Source organism: Geomonas limicola (assembly GCF_014193675.1).
GTDB lineage: Bacteria > Desulfobacterota > Desulfuromonadia > Geobacterales > Geobacteraceae > Geomonas > Geomonas limicola.
The window spans coordinates 123,971-140,044 of sequence record NZ_BLXZ01000001.1 but is presented as its reverse complement, the minus strand read 5'-3'; the positions used below and the strand labels follow the sequence as shown (position 1 = coordinate 140,044).

Annotated in this window: 17 protein-coding genes; 8 read left to right on the top strand and 9 right to left on the bottom strand. The window is 64.6% G+C overall.

Features of this window, described 5'->3' with window-relative positions; translation table 11 throughout:
- Positions 1 to 125: 125 nt before the first annotated feature.
- The gene (locus tag H7688_RS00570) at positions 126 to 716 is read right to left on the bottom strand and encodes a DUF922 domain-containing protein (RefSeq protein ID WP_183359069.1); all 591 of its coding nucleotides are present in this window, start codon (positions 714 to 716) and stop codon (positions 126 to 128) included.
- Between the two features lie 484 nt (positions 717 to 1,200).
- Between H7688_RS00570 and H7688_RS00565 the strand changes: the two genes are divergently transcribed.
- The 5 genes from H7688_RS00565 (at position 1,201) to H7688_RS00545 (ending at position 5,417) form a co-directional block, all read left to right on the top strand.
- Positions 1,201 to 1,929, top strand: coding sequence for an SRPBCC family protein (locus tag H7688_RS00565; RefSeq protein ID WP_183359068.1), 729 nt, complete (start codon positions 1,201 to 1,203; stop codon positions 1,927 to 1,929).
- Positions 1,930 to 1,976: 47 nt separating this feature from the next.
- Positions 1,977 to 3,170 (top strand): zinc-dependent alcohol dehydrogenase, encoded by a 1,194-nt coding sequence (locus tag H7688_RS00560; RefSeq protein ID WP_183359067.1) that lies wholly within the window; start codon positions 1,977 to 1,979, stop codon positions 3,168 to 3,170.
- 36 nt (positions 3,171 to 3,206) lie between these two features.
- Entirely contained in the window at positions 3,207 to 3,674 is a 468-nt protein-coding gene (locus tag H7688_RS00555) for a hemerythrin domain-containing protein (RefSeq protein WP_183359066.1), read from the top strand.
- Positions 3,675 to 3,787: 113 nt separating this feature from the next.
- Positions 3,788 to 4,819 carry an SDR family NAD(P)-dependent oxidoreductase gene (locus tag H7688_RS00550; RefSeq protein ID WP_183359065.1) on the top strand — a complete coding sequence of 344 codons (1,032 nt, stop codon included), beginning with the start codon at positions 3,788 to 3,790 and terminating at the stop codon, positions 4,817 to 4,819.
- A 64-nt stretch (positions 4,820 to 4,883) separates the two neighbouring features.
- The gene (locus H7688_RS00545; RefSeq protein ID WP_183359064.1) at positions 4,884 to 5,417 is read left to right on the top strand and encodes a DUF4142 domain-containing protein; all 534 of its coding nucleotides are present in this window, start codon (positions 4,884 to 4,886) and stop codon (positions 5,415 to 5,417) included.
- Positions 5,418 to 5,496: 79 nt separating this feature from the next.
- Here the strand turns inward: H7688_RS00545 and H7688_RS00540 are convergent, their stop codons facing one another.
- The 8 genes from H7688_RS00540 to H7688_RS00505 all read right to left on the bottom strand — a co-directional run bounded on the left by H7688_RS00540 (position 5,497) and on the right by H7688_RS00505 (position 12,590).
- Positions 5,497 to 5,958, bottom strand: a complete 462-nt coding sequence (locus tag H7688_RS00540; RefSeq protein ID WP_198424443.1) for a YbhB/YbcL family Raf kinase inhibitor-like protein — start codon at positions 5,956 to 5,958, stop codon at positions 5,497 to 5,499.
- Positions 5,959 to 6,012: 54 nt separating this feature from the next.
- The gene (locus H7688_RS00535) at positions 6,013 to 6,792 is read right to left on the bottom strand and encodes a TIGR04290 family methyltransferase (RefSeq protein WP_183359063.1); all 780 of its coding nucleotides are present in this window, start codon (positions 6,790 to 6,792) and stop codon (positions 6,013 to 6,015) included.
- 12 nt (positions 6,793 to 6,804) lie between these two features.
- On the bottom strand, positions 6,805 to 7,875 hold the full coding sequence (locus tag H7688_RS00530) for a CgeB family protein (protein WP_183359062.1): 1,071 nt from the start codon (positions 7,873 to 7,875) through the stop codon (positions 6,805 to 6,807).
- On the bottom strand, positions 7,872 to 8,984 hold the full coding sequence (locus H7688_RS00525; RefSeq protein ID WP_183359061.1) for a CgeB family protein: 1,113 nt from the start codon (positions 8,982 to 8,984) through the stop codon (positions 7,872 to 7,874). The genes H7688_RS00530 and H7688_RS00525 overlap by 4 nt, the downstream gene beginning before the upstream one ends.
- Before the next feature lie 87 nt (positions 8,985 to 9,071).
- Positions 9,072 to 10,259: a CgeB family protein gene (locus H7688_RS00520; RefSeq protein WP_183359060.1), complete on the bottom strand. Its 1,188-nt coding sequence runs from the start codon at positions 10,257 to 10,259 to the stop codon at positions 9,072 to 9,074.
- Entirely contained in the window at positions 10,247 to 11,407 is a 1,161-nt protein-coding gene (locus H7688_RS00515) for a glycosyltransferase family 4 protein (protein WP_198424442.1), read from the bottom strand. The genes H7688_RS00520 and H7688_RS00515 overlap by 13 nt, the downstream gene beginning before the upstream one ends.
- On the bottom strand, positions 11,404 to 11,793 hold the full coding sequence (locus H7688_RS00510; RefSeq protein ID WP_183359059.1) for a hypothetical protein: 390 nt from the start codon (positions 11,791 to 11,793) through the stop codon (positions 11,404 to 11,406). Before H7688_RS00510 ends, H7688_RS00515 begins: the two co-directional genes overlap by 4 nt.
- 356 nt (positions 11,794 to 12,149) lie before the next feature.
- The gene (locus H7688_RS00505) at positions 12,150 to 12,590 is read right to left on the bottom strand and encodes a DUF2231 domain-containing protein (protein WP_183359058.1); all 441 of its coding nucleotides are present in this window, start codon (positions 12,588 to 12,590) and stop codon (positions 12,150 to 12,152) included.
- A 230-nt stretch (positions 12,591 to 12,820) separates the two neighbouring features.
- On the opposite strand from H7688_RS00505, the gene H7688_RS00500 reads away from it, so the two are divergent.
- From H7688_RS00500 to H7688_RS00490, 3 genes are all read left to right on the top strand, one after another.
- Entirely contained in the window at positions 12,821 to 13,675 is an 855-nt protein-coding gene (locus tag H7688_RS00500; protein ID WP_183359057.1) for an SDR family oxidoreductase, read from the top strand.
- Between the two features lie 151 nt (positions 13,676 to 13,826).
- A complete protein-coding gene (locus tag H7688_RS00495; RefSeq protein ID WP_183359056.1) occupies positions 13,827 to 14,654 on the top strand; it encodes a formate/nitrite transporter family protein in 828 nt (275 codons plus the stop codon).
- Entirely contained in the window at positions 14,651 to 16,072 is a 1,422-nt protein-coding gene (locus H7688_RS00490) for a TolC family protein (protein WP_183359055.1), read from the top strand. The genes H7688_RS00495 and H7688_RS00490 overlap by 4 nt, the downstream gene beginning before the upstream one ends.
- Positions 16,073 to 16,074: the final 2 nt, after the last annotated feature.

The window sequence follows — 16,074 nt, the reverse complement described above, 5'->3', positions numbered from 1 at the left end:
TGCAGGGGCACGTCGTCATTCGCCAGACGCGCACCATGCTCCGGCGGGACCCGCTGGCTTTTCCGGTCATCGGAACTTGCCCCGGCTTCGGGTCGCCTCGCCATTCCCGCGTTTTCATTTCTCCCTTACTGCTCCGCGCTGCTTGCCAACGTCGGTTCGCTCAGTACCGCACCTTGCTTGATGCCGTGATGCGTTTCGGCGTCATACTCGATCTGTTCCGCTTTCAGCTTGCGAAACTCGGTCTTGATGAGCGTCTGCGCCTCGCGGTCGAGGTCCTTACGGCTGGCGGAACTTCCCAGTGCCGCGAGTTCCCGATAAAGGTCTTCTCCGATGCGCACTGCGATGTCCCGGTGGCCGGATTCATGGGTCTGCAGGTGCTGGTAGTAGCCCTCCCAGGTTGTCTTCAACGGCAGGGGAGCCTTGGCGCCCGGGCTCAGCCGGGGCATGTGGAACACGATGTCCACGTCGGTGCTGATGTCGCAGAGCTCGTAGCGCCCGTCTTTGCTCGTGATGTCGTAGTGATAGCGGATGTCCCAGGTGGTCAGCGCCGCGTAGACGTTGCCGTCGTTCCAGGTCGTGCCGTTACGTTTCATCTGGGCTCGCAGGTCATCCGCACTGACCCCGTCAATATCGTAGTACTGGTAGCGTTCCTGCACCTTGACCTGTTCCGGGTGCACCGTAAGCTTCCGCTCGCTCCCCGGCAGCCCAGGTTCCACGAATTTAGCCACCTGCACCTCGGCAGGGACCGGTTCCGCTGCGCCCCAGGCGGGCACTGCACAACTTACTGCCAGACATACTCCAACCACCCACCGTGCCACCATGCAGCGCCCTCCCGTTGTTGAGCTCCCGCCGTACACCTCCGTGGCGGGAATCTGAGACTGCCCGAGCATAGGGTAATTTCGCCATCCGGTAAGTGTTCCAAGTCACAAACTCCAGTTTTTATCATTTTTCAGAGCCGAGGCTTCCGTGTCTGTTACCACCTGGTCTTTTCTATGAAGAGCTCCAGGGGATGGACCGTCGGCGTGGGAATACTCTGCGCCATCTTTCCGGTCGGTACCGGATGGTCCCACCAGCGCGGAGGTTCCGGGGCGCGGCAATCTGCCGACCTGGTTGCAAACGAAATGAAACATGTTAAATATCTCTAATTGTCGTGTCCCGGCAGTTGACGTTACTACCCACATACCTACAAGGAGGATCGATATGGAACTGACCGAGGCCGTGTCCCGGATCGGGGCACGCATGAAAAGCCGGAAGGTGAACGTTGGTCACACCGAAAGAAACGCGTCACTGGTGGGGGGGGCCGCGCTGGCGGTCACGGGCATCAAGGCGTTAACCGGCCGGCGCTACCTGCCGGGGCTCGCCATGATGGTTGCGGGAGGGATGTTCCTGTATCGCGGCAAGACCGGGTTCTGCGGCCTTTATCAGGCGCTGGGGGTCGACACCAGCGAGAATGCTGCAGGGGGCGTGCTCATCGAGACGTTCGTCACCATCAACCGGACTCCCCAGCAGGTCTACGAGTTCTGGCGCAACCTTGAGAACCTTCCCAGTTTCATGCGTCACCTGGAGTCGGTCGAGGTGACCGGCGAGAACACCTCGCACTGGAAGGCGCGGGGACCTGCCGGCGTGACGGTCGAGTGGGACGCCGAAATGGTGGCGGATTACCCGGGGCAGCTCATCCTGTGGCGCTCCACCGGCGAGGCTGCGCTTCCTAACGAGGGGACCGTGGAATTCCGCGAAGCCCCAGGCGACCGCGGCACCGAACTTAAGGTCAGCATCCGCTACTATCCGCCGGGCGACGGCCCGGGCAAGGCGGCAGCCAAGATGGCCAATGCCATTACCGGGGCGCAGATCGAGGAGGATCTCAAACGGCTCAAACAGATCCTGGAGACCGGCGAGACGGCAACCGCCGAGCGCACCAACAACCACTAGCGGCTCCGCCGGCCATCTTCGCCGGCGGGCGAGTTAAAGGGGGAACTATGAAAGCTGTCGTCTGGCACGGCAAGCACAACGTGCAGGTGGACCGGGTGCCTGATCCCCAGATCCTCAACCCGCGCGACGCCATCATCAGGGTCACCCTGAGCGGTATCTGCGGGTCGGACCTGCATCTGTACAACGGAATCGTCCCGACCATGAAGGAGGGGGACATCCTGGGGCACGAATTCATGGGGGTGGTGGTCGAGTTGGGCTCGGGAGTCACCAACCTCTCCAAGGGGGACCGGGTAGTGGTTCCCTTTCCCATCTCCTGCGGCGACTGCTGGTACTGCAAGCAGGGACTCTGGTCCTTGTGCGACAACTCTAACCCGAATTCCTTCCTGCTGGAGAAGCTCTACGGCGATACCGGCGCCGGGATCTTCGGCTATTCCCATCTTTACGGCGGCTATGCGGGAGGGCAGGCCGAGTACGTGCGGGTCCCCTACGCCGACGTCGGGATGCACAAGGTCCCCGAGGAGCTGAGCGACGAGCAGGTGCTCTTTCTCACCGACATCTTCCCGACCGGGTACCAGGCTGCCGAGAACTGCTCGATCCGCGACGGTGACACCGTAGCCGTCTGGGGCTGCGGGCCGGTGGGGCTTTTGGCGATGAAGAGCGCGCAGCACCTGGGGGCGACCAACGTGATCGGCATCGACCGGTTCCCCGAGCGCCTGGAGATGGCGAAGCGGCACTGCGACGCCGAGGTGATCAACTACGAGGAACAGGACGTGACCGAAGCGTTGCACCACATGACCGGCGGTCGCGGTCCCGACGCCTGTATCGACGCGGTGGGTACCGAGGCTCACGGCAGCGGCATGGAGGCCGCCTACGACATGGTGAAGCAAACCCTTAGGCTCGAGTCGGACCGCCCCATCGCGCTGCGCCAGCTGATCAGGGCCTGCCGCAAGGGGGGGACCGTTTCCATCCCGGGGGTCTACAGCGGCTTCGTGGACAAGATGCCGATGGGGTCCGTCTTCGCCAAGGGGCTCACCCTCAGGGCCGGCCAGACCCATGTGCACCGCTACCTCGACCCGCTCATGAAGCTGATCGTCAGCGGCGCCATTGACACCTCCTTCATCATCACGCACCGGATGGCACTGGAGGATGCACCGGCCGGCTACCGGCTTTTCAACGAGAAAAAGGACGGCTGCATCAAGATCGTCCTCAACCCCAGGCTGGCAAGCGGCGCCAGCGCCTGATCACGGGAACGGCCGCCGACAAGGAGGAAACCTATCATGGCACAGCAACTGTTTGACTTACTGAAGCGGGATCACCGGCAGGTTGAAAAGTGGATGACGCAGATAGAGGACGGCCCGGTGAACCAGCGCGAAGAGCTCTTTACCACGCTGCAGGACGCCCTCGAGAAACACATGCAGCTCGAGGAGAAGCACTTCTATCCGCAGGTCAAGAAAATCAAGGAGTTGAAGGACCTGGCAACCGACGCCATCGAGGAGCACGAACAGACCAAGAACTTCCTGTCCCAGCTCGAGGACATGGACCTGGACGACGAGGAGTGGCTCACCAGCTTCGCGGAGATGCGCCAGGGTATCCTGCATCACGTCCAGGACGAGGAGAAGAAGGTCTTCCCGGGGTGCACCCAGCACATGGACGCCAAACTGCTGCAGGAAATCGGCGAGAAGTGCATTCAGGAGAAGGAACAGACCACGACCTCGCGCAGTTCCGGCAGCAAGGGGAAAAAGTAACGGCGCAACGGCCCGGGCAGGGGGCGCCTCCGGTACTCACGGACGGTGCCCCTTTCCTTGTCTATGGTGCGGCGGTTCAAACGCCTGGCCGCACCGCTCAGAAGGAGAGGCACATGAAACCAACGGGCCGCAAACTCAGCCTGGTTCTCGCAGGCGCAGGGGGCGTGCTTTTGGCACTGGGGGGCGCCCGACTGCTGCGTCAACGGCGACGGGAGGACTTCGCCGGTCTCTCGGTGCTGATCACCGGCGCTTCGCGAGGGCTGGGGCTCGAACTGGCTCGCCGGCTGGGTGCCGAAGGAGCGCGGCTGTCACTGGTGGCCCGCGATGCCGAGGCGCTGCAACGGGCGCTTGCGGAGCTCAAGGCGCAGGGAATCGATGCCCGCAGCTACCCCTGCGATCTCACCAAGCCGAGCCAGGTGAAGGAGATGGTGCGCCAAGTTCTGGCGGACCGGGCCGGTGTCGACGTCCTGATCAACAACGCAGGCATCGTGCAGGTCGCACCGTTTGAAAACCAGGATCCGGAGGACTTCGAGGATTCCCTCGACATCCACGTCTGGGGGCCGCTGCACCTGGTTCGGGAAGTGGTGCCGCAGATGAAGCGCCAAGGGGGCGGCCGCATCGTGAACATCTCCTCGATAGGGGGACTGGTCTCGGTGCCGCACCTGCTCCCGTACTGCGTCGGCAAGTTCGCCCTCACCGGGCTTTCCGACGGGTTACGGGCCGAGCTCGCCAAAGACCGCATCCGGGTCACCACGGTGGCTCCGGGACTGATGCGCACCGGCAGCCACCTGAACGCCTACTTCAAGGGGAACAACCGGCGCGAATTCGCCTGGTTTTCCATCTCGGACGGTTTTCCGCTTCTCTCCGTGAACAGTTCGAACGCGGCCCGCCGGGTGGTCGAGGCCTGCCGGTACGGCGAAGCGCGGCTCATCATCACCCTGCCGGCGCAGCTCCTCTATTTCACCAGCGTGCTGTTGCCCGGTTTTTTCAGTTGGGGGAGCAAACTCGCCGGACGGCTCTTGCCAGCACCGGTGGCTGCGCGGGAGAACCGGCTGAGGACCGGGAAGCAGAGCGGTTCGCTCCTGGCCCCCTCGGTACTCACCCGTCTCGCTGACCGCGCCGCCCGACGCAACAACGAGATCTAGCATTCCGCATGCAGCCGCAAGGGGCTGCAGACTAAACGTCAGTCACTGACAAAAGGAGAAAACGATGAAAAAACAACTCTGGTTCACCCTCATGCTGGCTGTCGCCCTGGTGGCGTCGGCCCTCACCGCCTACGCCGCCCAGGGATCCCTGGCCAAGGCCGATCAGAAGTTCGTCATGGACGCAGCCGAAGGGGGCATGATGGAAGTCCAGCTGGGTCAATTGGCCCAGCAAAATGCCCAATCCCAGGACGTGAAGAACTTCGGGCAGCGTATGGTCACCGACCACACCAAGGCCAACGACGAACTGAAGTCGCTGGTGCAGCAAAAGGGGATCACGCTTCCCACCGAGATGAAGCACAAGCAGAAGTCCGAGGCTGACAAACTCGGCAAGATGTCCGGCGCCGACTTCGATCGCCACTACATGAAGATGATGGTGAAGGATCATGAAAAGGACGTGGCCGAGTTCCGCAAGGCCACCAAGAAGGTGAAGGACCCGGATCTGAACGCCTTTGCCGCCAAGACCCTGCCGGTTCTCGAGCAGCACCTGCAACAGGCCAAGGAAGTCTCCAAGAACCTCGGCACCAAAAGCGGCAAGTAACGCCTTTTTCCGGCGGTGAAACACAAAAGGGGTCAGCGTACGCTGGCCCCTTTTCTCGTGCCCGATTCATAAATGGTTGCTACCCCTTCTTCGAGTAGAGCCCCACCAGTTGTGTCACCGCGATAATGTGGTCCTCCATGGCATTTGCCAGCATCTCGCGGTTCGAATTCCCGGAGATGTCCAGGGTGGAATCCAGCGCGTAGAGCATGAAGTGATAGTGGTGCGTCCCGGAAGGGGGGCAGGGCCCTCCGTAGCTGTTGTGTCCCCAGCTGTTCTTGCCGCAGACGGTTTCCCGCAGCTCAGCGTTCTCCTCGATCCTCTCCTGGCGCGGGCTTAGGTTCCAAACCATCCAGTGGGTGAAGGTTCCGTGCGGTGCATCGGGGTCGTCGATGACCAGGGCGAGAGACTTGGTGCCGGGCGGCACGTAGGCGATGGTGAGGGGCGGGTTCACGTTCTCACCGTCGCAGGTGTACTTCTCCGGGATCGCTTGCCCTTCCTGGAACGCCGGGCTGGTCAGCCGCATCTCCTGTTGATCTTGCATGTGGTACCCCCTTGTCGGGCAGCCCGGCTTTGAGAGCTGCCGTCGTTTCTGTGGCTAGGTCGTTTGCTGCCAGGGCTGGCCGGTGGCCGAGAGGAACTCGCCCCGGTTCCAGGTGGTCATGCAGCTCGGGCGTCCGGGATCAGGCTCGCACAGGTAGACCTCGTGTCCCGGGTACGCAGTGATCTTCATCCCGCAGGAGCGCAAGAGCGCCTCCACGCAGGCGTGGTTCAGGATCCACCAGTTGGTGGGGTCGCCTGCGAAGCGGTGCTCGATGAAGGCCGCCTTGGGCCACCCCGTCTGCAGCAGCGCGTCGCGCTCGTTGATCCAGTGGTCCGGCTGGTCCGCTACCTCGCGCCCGGGCAGGGTGAGGGTTTGGAACACCAGGAGCCTTTGTACCCTTTGGGTGACGATGTCCAGCCCCAAAAGGGGATAGCGCAGGTGGTAGAGCACCCCCATGAAAAGGACCAGGTCGAACTCCTCCTCTTCCCGGACGAGGTCGTAGACCTGCTGGCAGCGGAACTCGACCCGGGAGCTTAAACCGAACTCCCCGGCTGCCCAGCGTGCCTGGTCTAAGTAGCGCGGGTCCAGGTCGATGCCGAGCACCCGGGCGCCCCGTTTGGCGAGTTCAAAGCTGTAAAACCCGGCATTGCAGCCGACGTCCAGGGCGCGCCACCCGGAGAGATCCGCGGGGATATGCCCGGCTATCTCCTGCCACTTGAAGTTGGGGAAGTCCCCCAGGTAGTGGTCGGGTGCGGTCTGGCGGCCGTCAGGAAGGTGCAGGTTGTGGAACCAGGGGCCGAGCGCGGCAATGGTCGGGTCGAGGTAGTCGGTCATAGGGCTTCCTGATCAGTAGCTGAAGGCGGCCCGCACCAGGTATTCCTCCAGTTCGGCCGCACGGTGTGCCGCGGTATGAGAGGTAAGCACCCGGGCACGAGCCTTCGCGCCCAGTTCGCGGCGCCTGGGTTCCGGAACCTCGCGCAGGTAGCGCATGACGTCGGCCGGGCCGTCGGCCACGAGGATTTCGCTACCGGGAGCGAAAAAACTTTCCAGCCCTTCCCAGCGGTCGCTGATCACCGGGACGGCACAGGCTGCCGCCTCGAAAAGCCGCACGCTCGGGGAATATCCGGCGCGGACCATGTCGGCGCGGGTGACGTTCAGCGTGAAGCGCTGCGCGCAGTAGAAGCCACGATGCTCCTGGGGCGCCAAGTGTTCGATGCGCTGGGTGTTAAGGGGCCAGTCGATCCCCGCCGGGTACTGGGGGCCCGCAACCACGAAGCGCCCCTTAGGCCAGTCCCGGGCTGGGGCGCAGAACAGCCGCTCCAGCGGGGGCTGGCGGTCCGGACTGTAGGTCCCCAAGTAGCCCAGGTCCCAGCGCTGCGCGATCTTCGGCTCCGGGTAGTGCAGTTCAGGGTCGACGCTGCAATACAGCGGACGCGCCGCAAGCGCACCGTAGCGGTCCTCGATCTCGCGCAGCGTGGGGCCGCCGGTAAAGGAGAGGTAGAGCTGGAACCGGGGGATCAATTCCGGGCGGAGGTACTGGCAGGTGCCGGAGGCCAGGTTGGCGAGGGTCACCGGGGTGTCGATGTCGTAGAAGGCGACCGGCACATCCTTCAGGTCGGTGACCCGTTCGGCCGCCTCGATCCCGTCCGGGACATAGGAGCCGATGATCACCCAGTCGGCACCGGCGATCTCGTAGGCGAAGGTGGCGAAGCAGTCGTCGATGGAGTTGTAGAGGATGGTCCGGCAGTAGGGTGGCTCGGGGAGGTCGCGGTTCGCTGAGTACCAGGGGGCCTCGCGCTCGAAGAAGGTTACCTGGTGGCCGCGCCGCTCCAGTTCGCGCACCAGGCCACGGTAGGTGGTGGCGTGGCCGTTGCCCCACGAGGAGGTTATGGTCAGCCCGAAGATCACCAGCTTCATGGAGCCACCCCGGCCAGTGTCGGCGTCGCTTTGTGGCCGACCCCCAGCACCTCCTCGAACTGTCGGGCACGGTGGGCGTAGGTGTGCTGGGCCATTACCCGGTGGTAGGCATTGACGCCGATGGCGGCGCAGCGCTCGGGAGTGAGTTCCCCAAGTAGGCGCGCCACCGCCTCCCCGGAATCGGCGACCAGGATCTCGCGACCCGGCGCGAAGAACTGCTCGATCCCGGTCCAGCAATCCGTGACGATGCAGGCCCCGGCGCCGGCCGCCTCGAAGACCCGGGTCGCCGGCGAGAAACCGTTTTCGGCCATGGAATCGCGACAGATGTTGAGCACGGCCCCGGCGCTGCAGTTGAAGGCGTTGTGTTGGGCGGTCCCCAGGTGCCCCAGGTACCTCACGTTGGGGGGGAACTGCTTGTCCCCCCAGCCGCTGCCGGCCAACAGGAAATCCCCGCCGGGGAAGAGCCGGGCGGCCTTCAGGAAGTACTCCTCGACCCGGGCCTCGCGGTCCGGCAGCCGGTTGCCCAGAAAGGAGAGCTGGGATCTGAAACGCGGCTGGGCGGCCACCGGGTGGTGGGTCGCAGGGTCCAGGGCGTTATAGATGGGGACGCACTCCCGGGCCCCCAGGGCACGGTAGCGGTCCACCACCGGTTGTCCGCCGCCGTAGGTGAGCACCAGGTCGTACTTCGGAATCAGGGGACGGAAGGGGTCCTGCGGGTTGCACCGCACGCGCTCCAGGGTGGCCGGTGCATCCACGTCCCAGAAGATCACCCGGGTACCGGGACCTTTCAGGGAGAGGACCTCGCGCTCCAGTACCTCGTCGAAGACCCCGACGCCGCTTGCCTTGATGACCAGGTCGGCCCGCGCGGCGCGCGACAGCGAGCGGTGCACGTCGTCCAGGGTAGGGCGGTACACTACGACCCGGGCCCAGTCGGGGTCAGGCAGATCGCGGTGCGACTGGCGCTCGTAGGCGTCGGGCTCGAAGAAGGTGATGCGGTGCCCCAGGTCGCTGAGGGCCTTCACCATACCACGGTAGTAGGTGGCGGCACCGTTCCAGTACGAGGAGACCAGGCTTGAGGCGAAGAAGGCGATTTCGAGGCGGGCTGGCATGGCGTGTTGATTCCTTTCCTTGGGTAGGTGATGTTCGCGGCAGCTCGCGTGGTGGTAGTTCGTGGCGTGCGTCGCAGGTACGGGGGATCAGGCTTCGTGCTGCACCGGTCCGTGCCTCTCGTCCCGTACTGGCTCGGCCAACTGGTCGGACCGCGTGTTCACGGGGATACCGATCCCGGGCTGCTGATCGCCAATCTCGTCGCAGATGGCGAGCAGTTCGTCGACCCGGTGCCCGCAGGTGTGCCGGGTCACGACCGTCTGGCGCCCGTGCTCCGCGAGGGCTGCCGCCCCTTGTGGGTCGGCGAGCAGCTTTTCGAGCTGCCGCACCATCTGTTCGCCGTCGCTCGCAACCAGGTAGTCGCTTCCCGGGGTGAAGAGGTGCTCGCAGTCCTCCCAGGGCGAGCAGACCAGGGGGATACCGCAGGCCAGGGCCTCGAAGGGGCGAATGGTGGGAATCCCCGGGAGCTTCGTCGCGTAGGGGCGCCGGGGGATGTGCACCGTGACCCGGTAACGGCCGAAGATCCGGGGGACCTCGAAGTTCGGAAGCCAGCCGCCATAGCGGATGCCGGCCTGCTTGAGCTCGCGCAGTGCCTGGTCGGGGTAGCGCACCCCGTAAACCATCGCCTTGAGCCCCAGGCGGCGTACCGGTTCGATCAGGAATTCGCGCAGCTCCTCGCTGCGCTCTTCGTCCCCCCAGTTGCCGATCCAGACCAGGTCCCCGGTTTTCTCCAGCGCAGGCTGGGGATAGAAAACCCTGACGTCGGCAGCCTCGTGCCAGACCCAGGCCTGGCGCACCCTCCCGGAGGCCAGGTAGAGGTTCCTGATCTTCCTGCCATAGGCGAGCACCCCGTCGTAGCCGGAGAGGTCACAGTTCGCGCTCCAGTCCCGGTCGGTGACGCTGCGGTGGTGGGTGTCGTGGAACAAGAGCCGGTAGTGCGGATGTTTCTTCCGGTGTTCCCCAAGGTGCCGGACCAGGGCGAGATCGTTCCACTCGTGCACCAACACGAGGTCGGCGCCGGCAAGCAACCGGTCCAGGTCGAGTCGCTCGGGTTGGTAGGTCCGTCCCTCGAGCTGCGGGTAAACCTCCTTGAAACGGCGCAACGCCGGTTCGCCGCGGTCGCGCATCATGTTCTGGTAGCTCCAGCTGTCCTTGGGCTCGTAGACCTCGACCTGGTGTCCCCGGCTCAAGAGTTCGCTGGCCACCCCCCGCAGGAAATGGGCGTTGCCGTGGTTCCAGTCCGAGAGCAGCGAGTGGTAGAACATTACAAAATGCATGGCTTTACCTTTTTCTCTTCAGAGGAGGAAGACTGGTGAAAATGTGCCGCTGCTACCGAGTAGGCCTCCAGGTACTGGGCGGCCATCACGGTCGGACTGAAACGCGCGCTGCGATGCAGTGCCTTCTGGGCCAGGGAACTGCGCAGGTCGTGGTCAGAGCACAAAAGCGTAAGCGCCTGCGAGAGGGCGCCCAGGTCGTCCGGGGGGACGAAGAGGGCGGCCTCGTCCCAGAGCTCCCTGAGGCTCTGGATATCTCCGAGTACCAGGGCACAGCCGCACAGGGCAGCTTCCAGGACCGACAGGCCGAACGGCTCGTAGCGCGCGGGAAGCACGTAGATCGAGCTTCTCTCGAACCACCCGGCCAACTGGCGTGGCGAGAGCTTCCCCAGCAGGGTCACGTTCTCCAGCTGGACGCGGCCGCCGTCGGGGTGCACCGGGTCGCCGGCTACATAGACCGGCCAGGGGAGGTAGGAAGCCACCCCGGCCAGCGCGGCGAGGTTCTTCGCCTCGTCCCAGATGCGGCCCACCGAAAGGAGGTAGGCCTCCTTGGCTACCGGGAAATAGAGGTCAGGGCAGCGCGCGTTGTGGATCACCCGCACCCTGGGGAGCGCCAGGTAGTGGGACTCGAGCGCCTGAAGCATCGCGAGGGTGGGAGCGGTGACCAGGTCCGCCGCGGCCAGACCCTGGGCGACCTCCTGCCGGTAGTGCCGAAAGCGTCCCGGGAGCTCGCTCTGCTTCACGTCGGTCCACCAGGAGAGTACGCAGGAGTGGGCGGTGACCAGCCGCGGGGTACGCCAGGGGAGGGCGGCGTGGGCGTACCCGTTCAGGTGCACCAGGTCCGGTTGCAGCCGGTCCTCGAGGGACAAAAGCCAGGACCCCGCGTGCTGTACGTCGTCCCAGGGGTCCTCCATCCACTCGAGCTGGTAGCCGCTTTCAAAGAGTGTCACGTTGGGGAGGCTCGCGGCCTCGCGGCGCTGCTCGGGGGTGGGGAGCGGCCCCATGGTGGCCAGCAGCACTTCGATCCCGTAGGGGAGATAACCGCGCGCTAGCTCCATGGCGAAGGTCCAGACGCCGCCGACGGTGTCGGCAGTCATGAGCACCTTGCGCGGGAGCGTCAAGGTGACTTCGCCCGCTCCCCCCTCGTTCATGCGAGTTTTCCGTGCAGGGCGGGATCCTGGGCCTGGCGGTAGGCCGCCTCCAGGGCCTGCGCCACGTCGATCAGGCGCTCGGCCTGCGGGTTGTAAGCCCCGCCGCTTGCGAGCTCGCGCGCCCAGGCGATGGCGGCACGCCCCCCCCAGTCGTCGGGTGGTGCGGTGAGCGCCTCCCGTGAGGTGCCGCGAAATCGTTCCGCGGCGAAATCGTAGAAGGACCCCTCGACGTTGCGGAAGGATGCGCCTCCCGCGGTCCAGTTGCCGTACCACGGCGACGCCGCGCTGCGGGTCCAGATACACCAGGTAGCTGTTGGGGGTGATACAGACGCCGAAGGTGAGGAGCACGCGGCGGGCAGTGCCCGCTGAGTCCGCCGGCCCGACACTGTGCCATTCGTGGAAAGCCCTCTGCGCCTCGCCGTGCACCAGGCGCGCAACTAGGGCAAGGCAGAGGAGCCAGGATTCCTGGAACATGGCCCAGGGGATCTTCACGAGCGGGATGAGCCAGGGGAGCCGGAAGCGAAGCGCCGCAACCTGGTCGCGGTTGAGGTAATGCATCGGATGCAGCACCCCTGCGGCAAAAACCGCCCCGGCTACCAGTTCGGCGTGGTCCAGGCTCGCGGTGAAACAGAGGTACCAAGCCAAAAAAACGGCCCAGCTGACCAGAGGTTTGAGAAGGTGTGCTCGCATCGCTTCACCGGGTGTTCAGGTGCTCTGCAGGGAAAGGAAGCAGGGGGTGTGGTTAGTCGGTTCGGGGTGTCTCGTCGACGGCGGCACGGTGGACGTAGACCAGTTCGCCGCCCAACCAGCCGGAAATCATGAGGAGCAGGATGCCCCCCGCCGAAAGCAGCACCTGGCCAGCCGAAAAGGGGACCCTCAGGCGCCACCAGAGGTCGACCAGGAAGATCGCGACCACCAGCAGGTTACAGCTCATGTGGTAGATGCCGAGCTTTTTGACCGGTTCGCGATGGATCGCCACCAGGTCGATGAGCCCGGGGAGCGCAGCGGCGAGCGCCGCGAGGACGCCGCCCGCTATCAGGTAGGCCGCGAAGACAGGCCAGAGCGGGTTTCGGGTCCAAAGACCGATCAGGTCGCAGATGAGTGACCCACCCAAAAGGCCTATGGGAAAGGGAACGATCATGGGGTGGATGGGGTGTTTGGAGATACGTGCCTTGGCCAACATCTGGTGCTCCTTTCCCGTTAGGCGCCCGGGTCCGCGGCCGGTGTTTGAGCGCTGGAAGTTGTTCATTGAAGTCGCGACTCGTGAATTCTAAGAGAGTGCTAACAAAAGTCAATGCTGCCTAGAACCTGGTTTTGCATCCCCTGCAGGCTATCTTGACAACCCCTGCCGTCTTGATACAAGTGAATGGTTTTTCATAAGACGGTCGGCCAACCGGAGTTAAGGAGGGTGTCATGGGAGCTAAGGAGAAGGCATTTCCGGGGCAGCGCCAAGCCCAACCCGGTATCCAGACGGAGATGAGACCACGCCCCGACTGTGGCGAAACAAGCTACCGGGGGAGCGGGAGACTGCAGGGGAAGCGCGCCCTTATCACCGGAGGCGACAGCGGTATCGGACGCGCGGTCGCGATAGCCTTCGCCCGGGAAGGGGCCGATGTGGCCTTCGTCTACCTTAAGGAGGAACAGGACGCCCGGGAGACCCGGGAGATCCTGCTGCGGGAGCAGGTGCGGGTCCTCAACTTCGAGGGGGACGTAAGCGACGAGGGGTTCTGCCGCCAGGTGGTGCAGCGCACCGCGGGGGAGTTTCGGGGCCTGGACATCCTGGTCAACAACGCGGCCGAGCAGCACTACGGCGAGTTCGACCAGATCACGGCCGAGCAGCTGGAACGCACCTTCCGCACCAACATCTTCGCCTATTTCTACCTGGCCAAGGCTGCGCTGGAGCAGATGGGGGAGGGGGGGAGGATCATCAACACCACCTCGGTGACCGCCTTCAAGGGGAACCCGATGCTGGTGGATTATTCCGCGACCAAGGGGGCCATTGTCGCCTTCACCCGGTCCCTGGCGCTCTCCCTCGCCAGGCGCGGCATCCTGGTGAACGCCGTGGCACCCGGGCCGGTCTGGACCCCGCTCATCCCTGCGACCTTTCCCGAGGAGAAGACCGAGGAGTTCGGCAAGGAGGTCCTCTTGCAGCGTGCCGGCCAGCCGGTAGAGATCGCCCACAGCTACGTCTTCCTCGCTTCGGAAGGTGCCTCGTTCATGACCGGACAGATCCTGCATCCCAACGGCGGCACCATCGTCGGAGGCTGATGCGAGATACCCTCCGCCATGGCCCCGCCCGCTGGATACCAGTGGCGGGGCCTTTTCGTCTGGCGGATCGACGGGAGCGGGAAGGCCGGGACAGGGCTGACGATACCCGGGCAGGTCCGCAACTAACCTGGTGTCCCATCCGGGAGGGGCTATGGACGGTGGCGAATTCGATCTGGAAATCTCTCCGAAGGATCGCAAGAAGATCGAGGACAAGGAAGCGATCGGCGCCGTGGTCGTTCACGAAGTGATCCGCCTGGAGGGAGAGGCGGAACTCGAGCGACCCAACGCCGCGCTTGCCTGGTCCGCGTTGGCCTCCGGGCTCTCCATGGGGTTCTCTCTCCTGGGCGAGGGGCTGCTGCGCGCCCACCTCCCCGACGCAGGCTGGCGCCCGCTCCTTGCCAAGCTCGGTTACTCTCTCGGCTTTCTCATCGTCATCCTGGGGCGGCAGCAGCTCTTCACCGAGAACACCCTGACGGTGGTGCTGCCGCTTTTGTACCGGCGCAACCTGGGCACCCTGGTAAATGTCCTGCGCCTGTGGAGTATCGTACTCACGGCAAACCTGGTGGGGGCGTACTGTTTCACGCTTGGGCTGCGTGCTCCGCTCTTCAAATCCGAGGTACTGCAGGCCTTTCAGGACATCGGCCGGGAGGCCATGGTTCCCACCCCGCTGACACACTTCCTGATGGCGATCTTCTCGGGATGGCTCATCGCACTCATGGTCTGGCTGCTGCCCTCGGCGGAAGGCTCCAAGGTCGGCATCATCGTCATCATCACCTACGTCGTTGCCCTTGGCGGGTTCAGCCATGTCATCGCCGGTTCCGTGGAAACCCTGTACCTGGTGGTGAATGGCCTGCTGGGTTTTGCGGATTTTCTGCTTACGTTCCTGCTTCCCACGCTCTTGGGCAACATCGTGGGCGGGGTTTCCCTGGTGGCTGCGCTGAACCACGCACAGGTGGTGGCAGGAAAGGAGCGCAAATGACAGCCGCAGCGGGCGCCAAGCTTGTGGGGGGAGCGGGCCTGCTCCTCTGGCTGCTGGCTCAGCCCCCCGCGCTCTCAGCCCAGGAACCCGCCAGCCCGTCAACCACCAACCTCGTACCGAGCAGTGCCTTCCAGGGAAGCGTGCCCGGTGCCACGCCGGTTAGCGACGTACTTCCGCTTTCGCTGGGACGGGCCGTAGAGCTTGGCCTCGCCAACAACCTGGGGCTGTTGCTCAACAGGGAGGTGGTAACCTCGGCGCGGGGAGAGCGCTGGGTCGCCCTCGCGCAACTGCTCCCCAACCTCTCCGGCAGCGCCTCGGCGCACCACCTCAAGGAAAGCCTGGCCAGCACCGGGATCACCCTCCCCGGAGCCCCTACCGTCGTCGGACCGTTCAATTATTACGATGCCCGGGTCTCGTTGAGCCAGCGGATCTTCGACCTCTCGGCGATCGAGCGGGAACGGGCCGCCGCCCATCGGGTGAGTGCCGCTGAGTTCTCAGAACAGGACGCCAAAGACCTGGTGGTGCTCACGGTGGGTGCCGGTTATCTGCAGGCGTTGGCAGGACAGGCGCGCATCGAGACGGTGCGGGCCCAACTCGCTACCGCACAGACCATGCTCGAGCACGCCGTTGAGATGCACCGCGCCGGGGTCACCCCCGGCATCGACGAGGTACGGGCCCGGGTCGAGTGGCTGACCCGAAGCCAGCAGCTCATCGTGGTGGAAAACGAGTTCGCCAAACAGAAACTGAGCCTTTTGCGGCTGATCGGGCTCCCGCTGGCGCAAGAGGTGGCGCTGGTCGACCGGGAACCGTTTCTGCCCATGACCACCGGTACCCTGGGGCAGCATCTGGAGCAGGCTCTGGCGGCCCGGGCGGATTACCGCGCTGCCCGCTCGGAGCTGGAATCGGCTCATGCCGGGGTGCGTGCGGCCCGGACCCAGCGGATGCCGAGCCTCGTGCTCAATGCCGACTACGGGGAGATCGGCAGGACCCTCTCCCAGCTCGAAGCCACCTACCAGATCACCGGGAGCCTCAGCATTCCCATCTTCGAGGGGGGGCGCATCCACGGCGACGTGGTGCGGGCCGAGGCCCAGGTGCGGCAGCGTGAGGCAGAACTTGCCGATCTGCGGGGACGCATCGAGTACGAAATCAGAAGCGCGCTGCTCGACCTGGGTGCCGCGCGACTCGAAGTATCGGTGGCGCGCCAGACCGTGGAGTTGGCCGAGACCAACCTCTGGCAGGCGGAGGAGCGTTTCCGGGCGGGGCTCAACGACAACCTCGAAGTGGTGCAGGCCCAGCAGTCAGTTGCCGCGGCGCAGGAAGGGGTGGTGGACAGCCAGTACCGGCTCAACCTGGCCAAGCTCATGCTGGCCCGTGCCATCGGGATTGCCTCATTTGCCGGCCATTCCCCAGGGAGGTGATG

Excerpts from the sequence above, each read along its gene's own strand:
- H7688_RS00565 (WP_183359068.1), top strand. The coding sequence starts at position 1,201 with ATGGAACTGACCGAGGCCGTGTCCCGGATCGGGGCACGCATGAAAAGC.
- H7688_RS00550 (WP_183359065.1), top strand. The coding sequence starts at position 3,788 with ATGAAACCAACGGGCCGCAAACTCAGCCTGGTTCTCGCAGGCGCAGGG.
- H7688_RS00525 (WP_183359061.1), bottom strand. The coding sequence starts at position 8,984 with ATGCCAGCCCGCCTCGAAATCGCCTTCTTCGCCTCAAGCCTGGTCTCC.
- H7688_RS00520 (WP_183359060.1), bottom strand. The coding sequence starts at position 10,259 with ATGCATTTTGTAATGTTCTACCACTCGCTGCTCTCGGACTGGAACCAC.
- H7688_RS00560 (WP_183359067.1), top strand. The coding sequence starts at position 1,977 with ATGAAAGCTGTCGTCTGGCACGGCAAGCACAACGTGCAGGTGGACCGG.
- H7688_RS00490 (WP_183359055.1), top strand. The coding sequence starts at position 14,651 with ATGACAGCCGCAGCGGGCGCCAAGCTTGTGGGGGGAGCGGGCCTGCTC.
- H7688_RS00500 (WP_183359057.1), top strand. The coding sequence starts at position 12,821 with ATGGGAGCTAAGGAGAAGGCATTTCCGGGGCAGCGCCAAGCCCAACCC.
- H7688_RS00495 (WP_183359056.1), top strand. The coding sequence starts at position 13,827 with ATGGACGGTGGCGAATTCGATCTGGAAATCTCTCCGAAGGATCGCAAG.
- H7688_RS00515 (WP_198424442.1), bottom strand. The coding sequence starts at position 11,407 with ATGAACGAGGGGGGAGCGGGCGAAGTCACCTTGACGCTCCCGCGCAAG.
- H7688_RS00535 (WP_183359063.1), bottom strand. The coding sequence starts at position 6,792 with ATGACCGACTACCTCGACCCGACCATTGCCGCGCTCGGCCCCTGGTTC.
- H7688_RS00540 (WP_198424443.1), bottom strand. The coding sequence starts at position 5,958 with ATGCAAGATCAACAGGAGATGCGGCTGACCAGCCCGGCGTTCCAGGAA.
- H7688_RS00555 (WP_183359066.1), top strand. The coding sequence starts at position 3,207 with ATGGCACAGCAACTGTTTGACTTACTGAAGCGGGATCACCGGCAGGTT.
- H7688_RS00505 (WP_183359058.1), bottom strand. The coding sequence starts at position 12,590 with ATGTTGGCCAAGGCACGTATCTCCAAACACCCCATCCACCCCATGATC.
- H7688_RS00530 (WP_183359062.1), bottom strand. The coding sequence starts at position 7,875 with ATGAAGCTGGTGATCTTCGGGCTGACCATAACCTCCTCGTGGGGCAAC.
- H7688_RS00545 (WP_183359064.1), top strand. The coding sequence starts at position 4,884 with ATGAAAAAACAACTCTGGTTCACCCTCATGCTGGCTGTCGCCCTGGTG.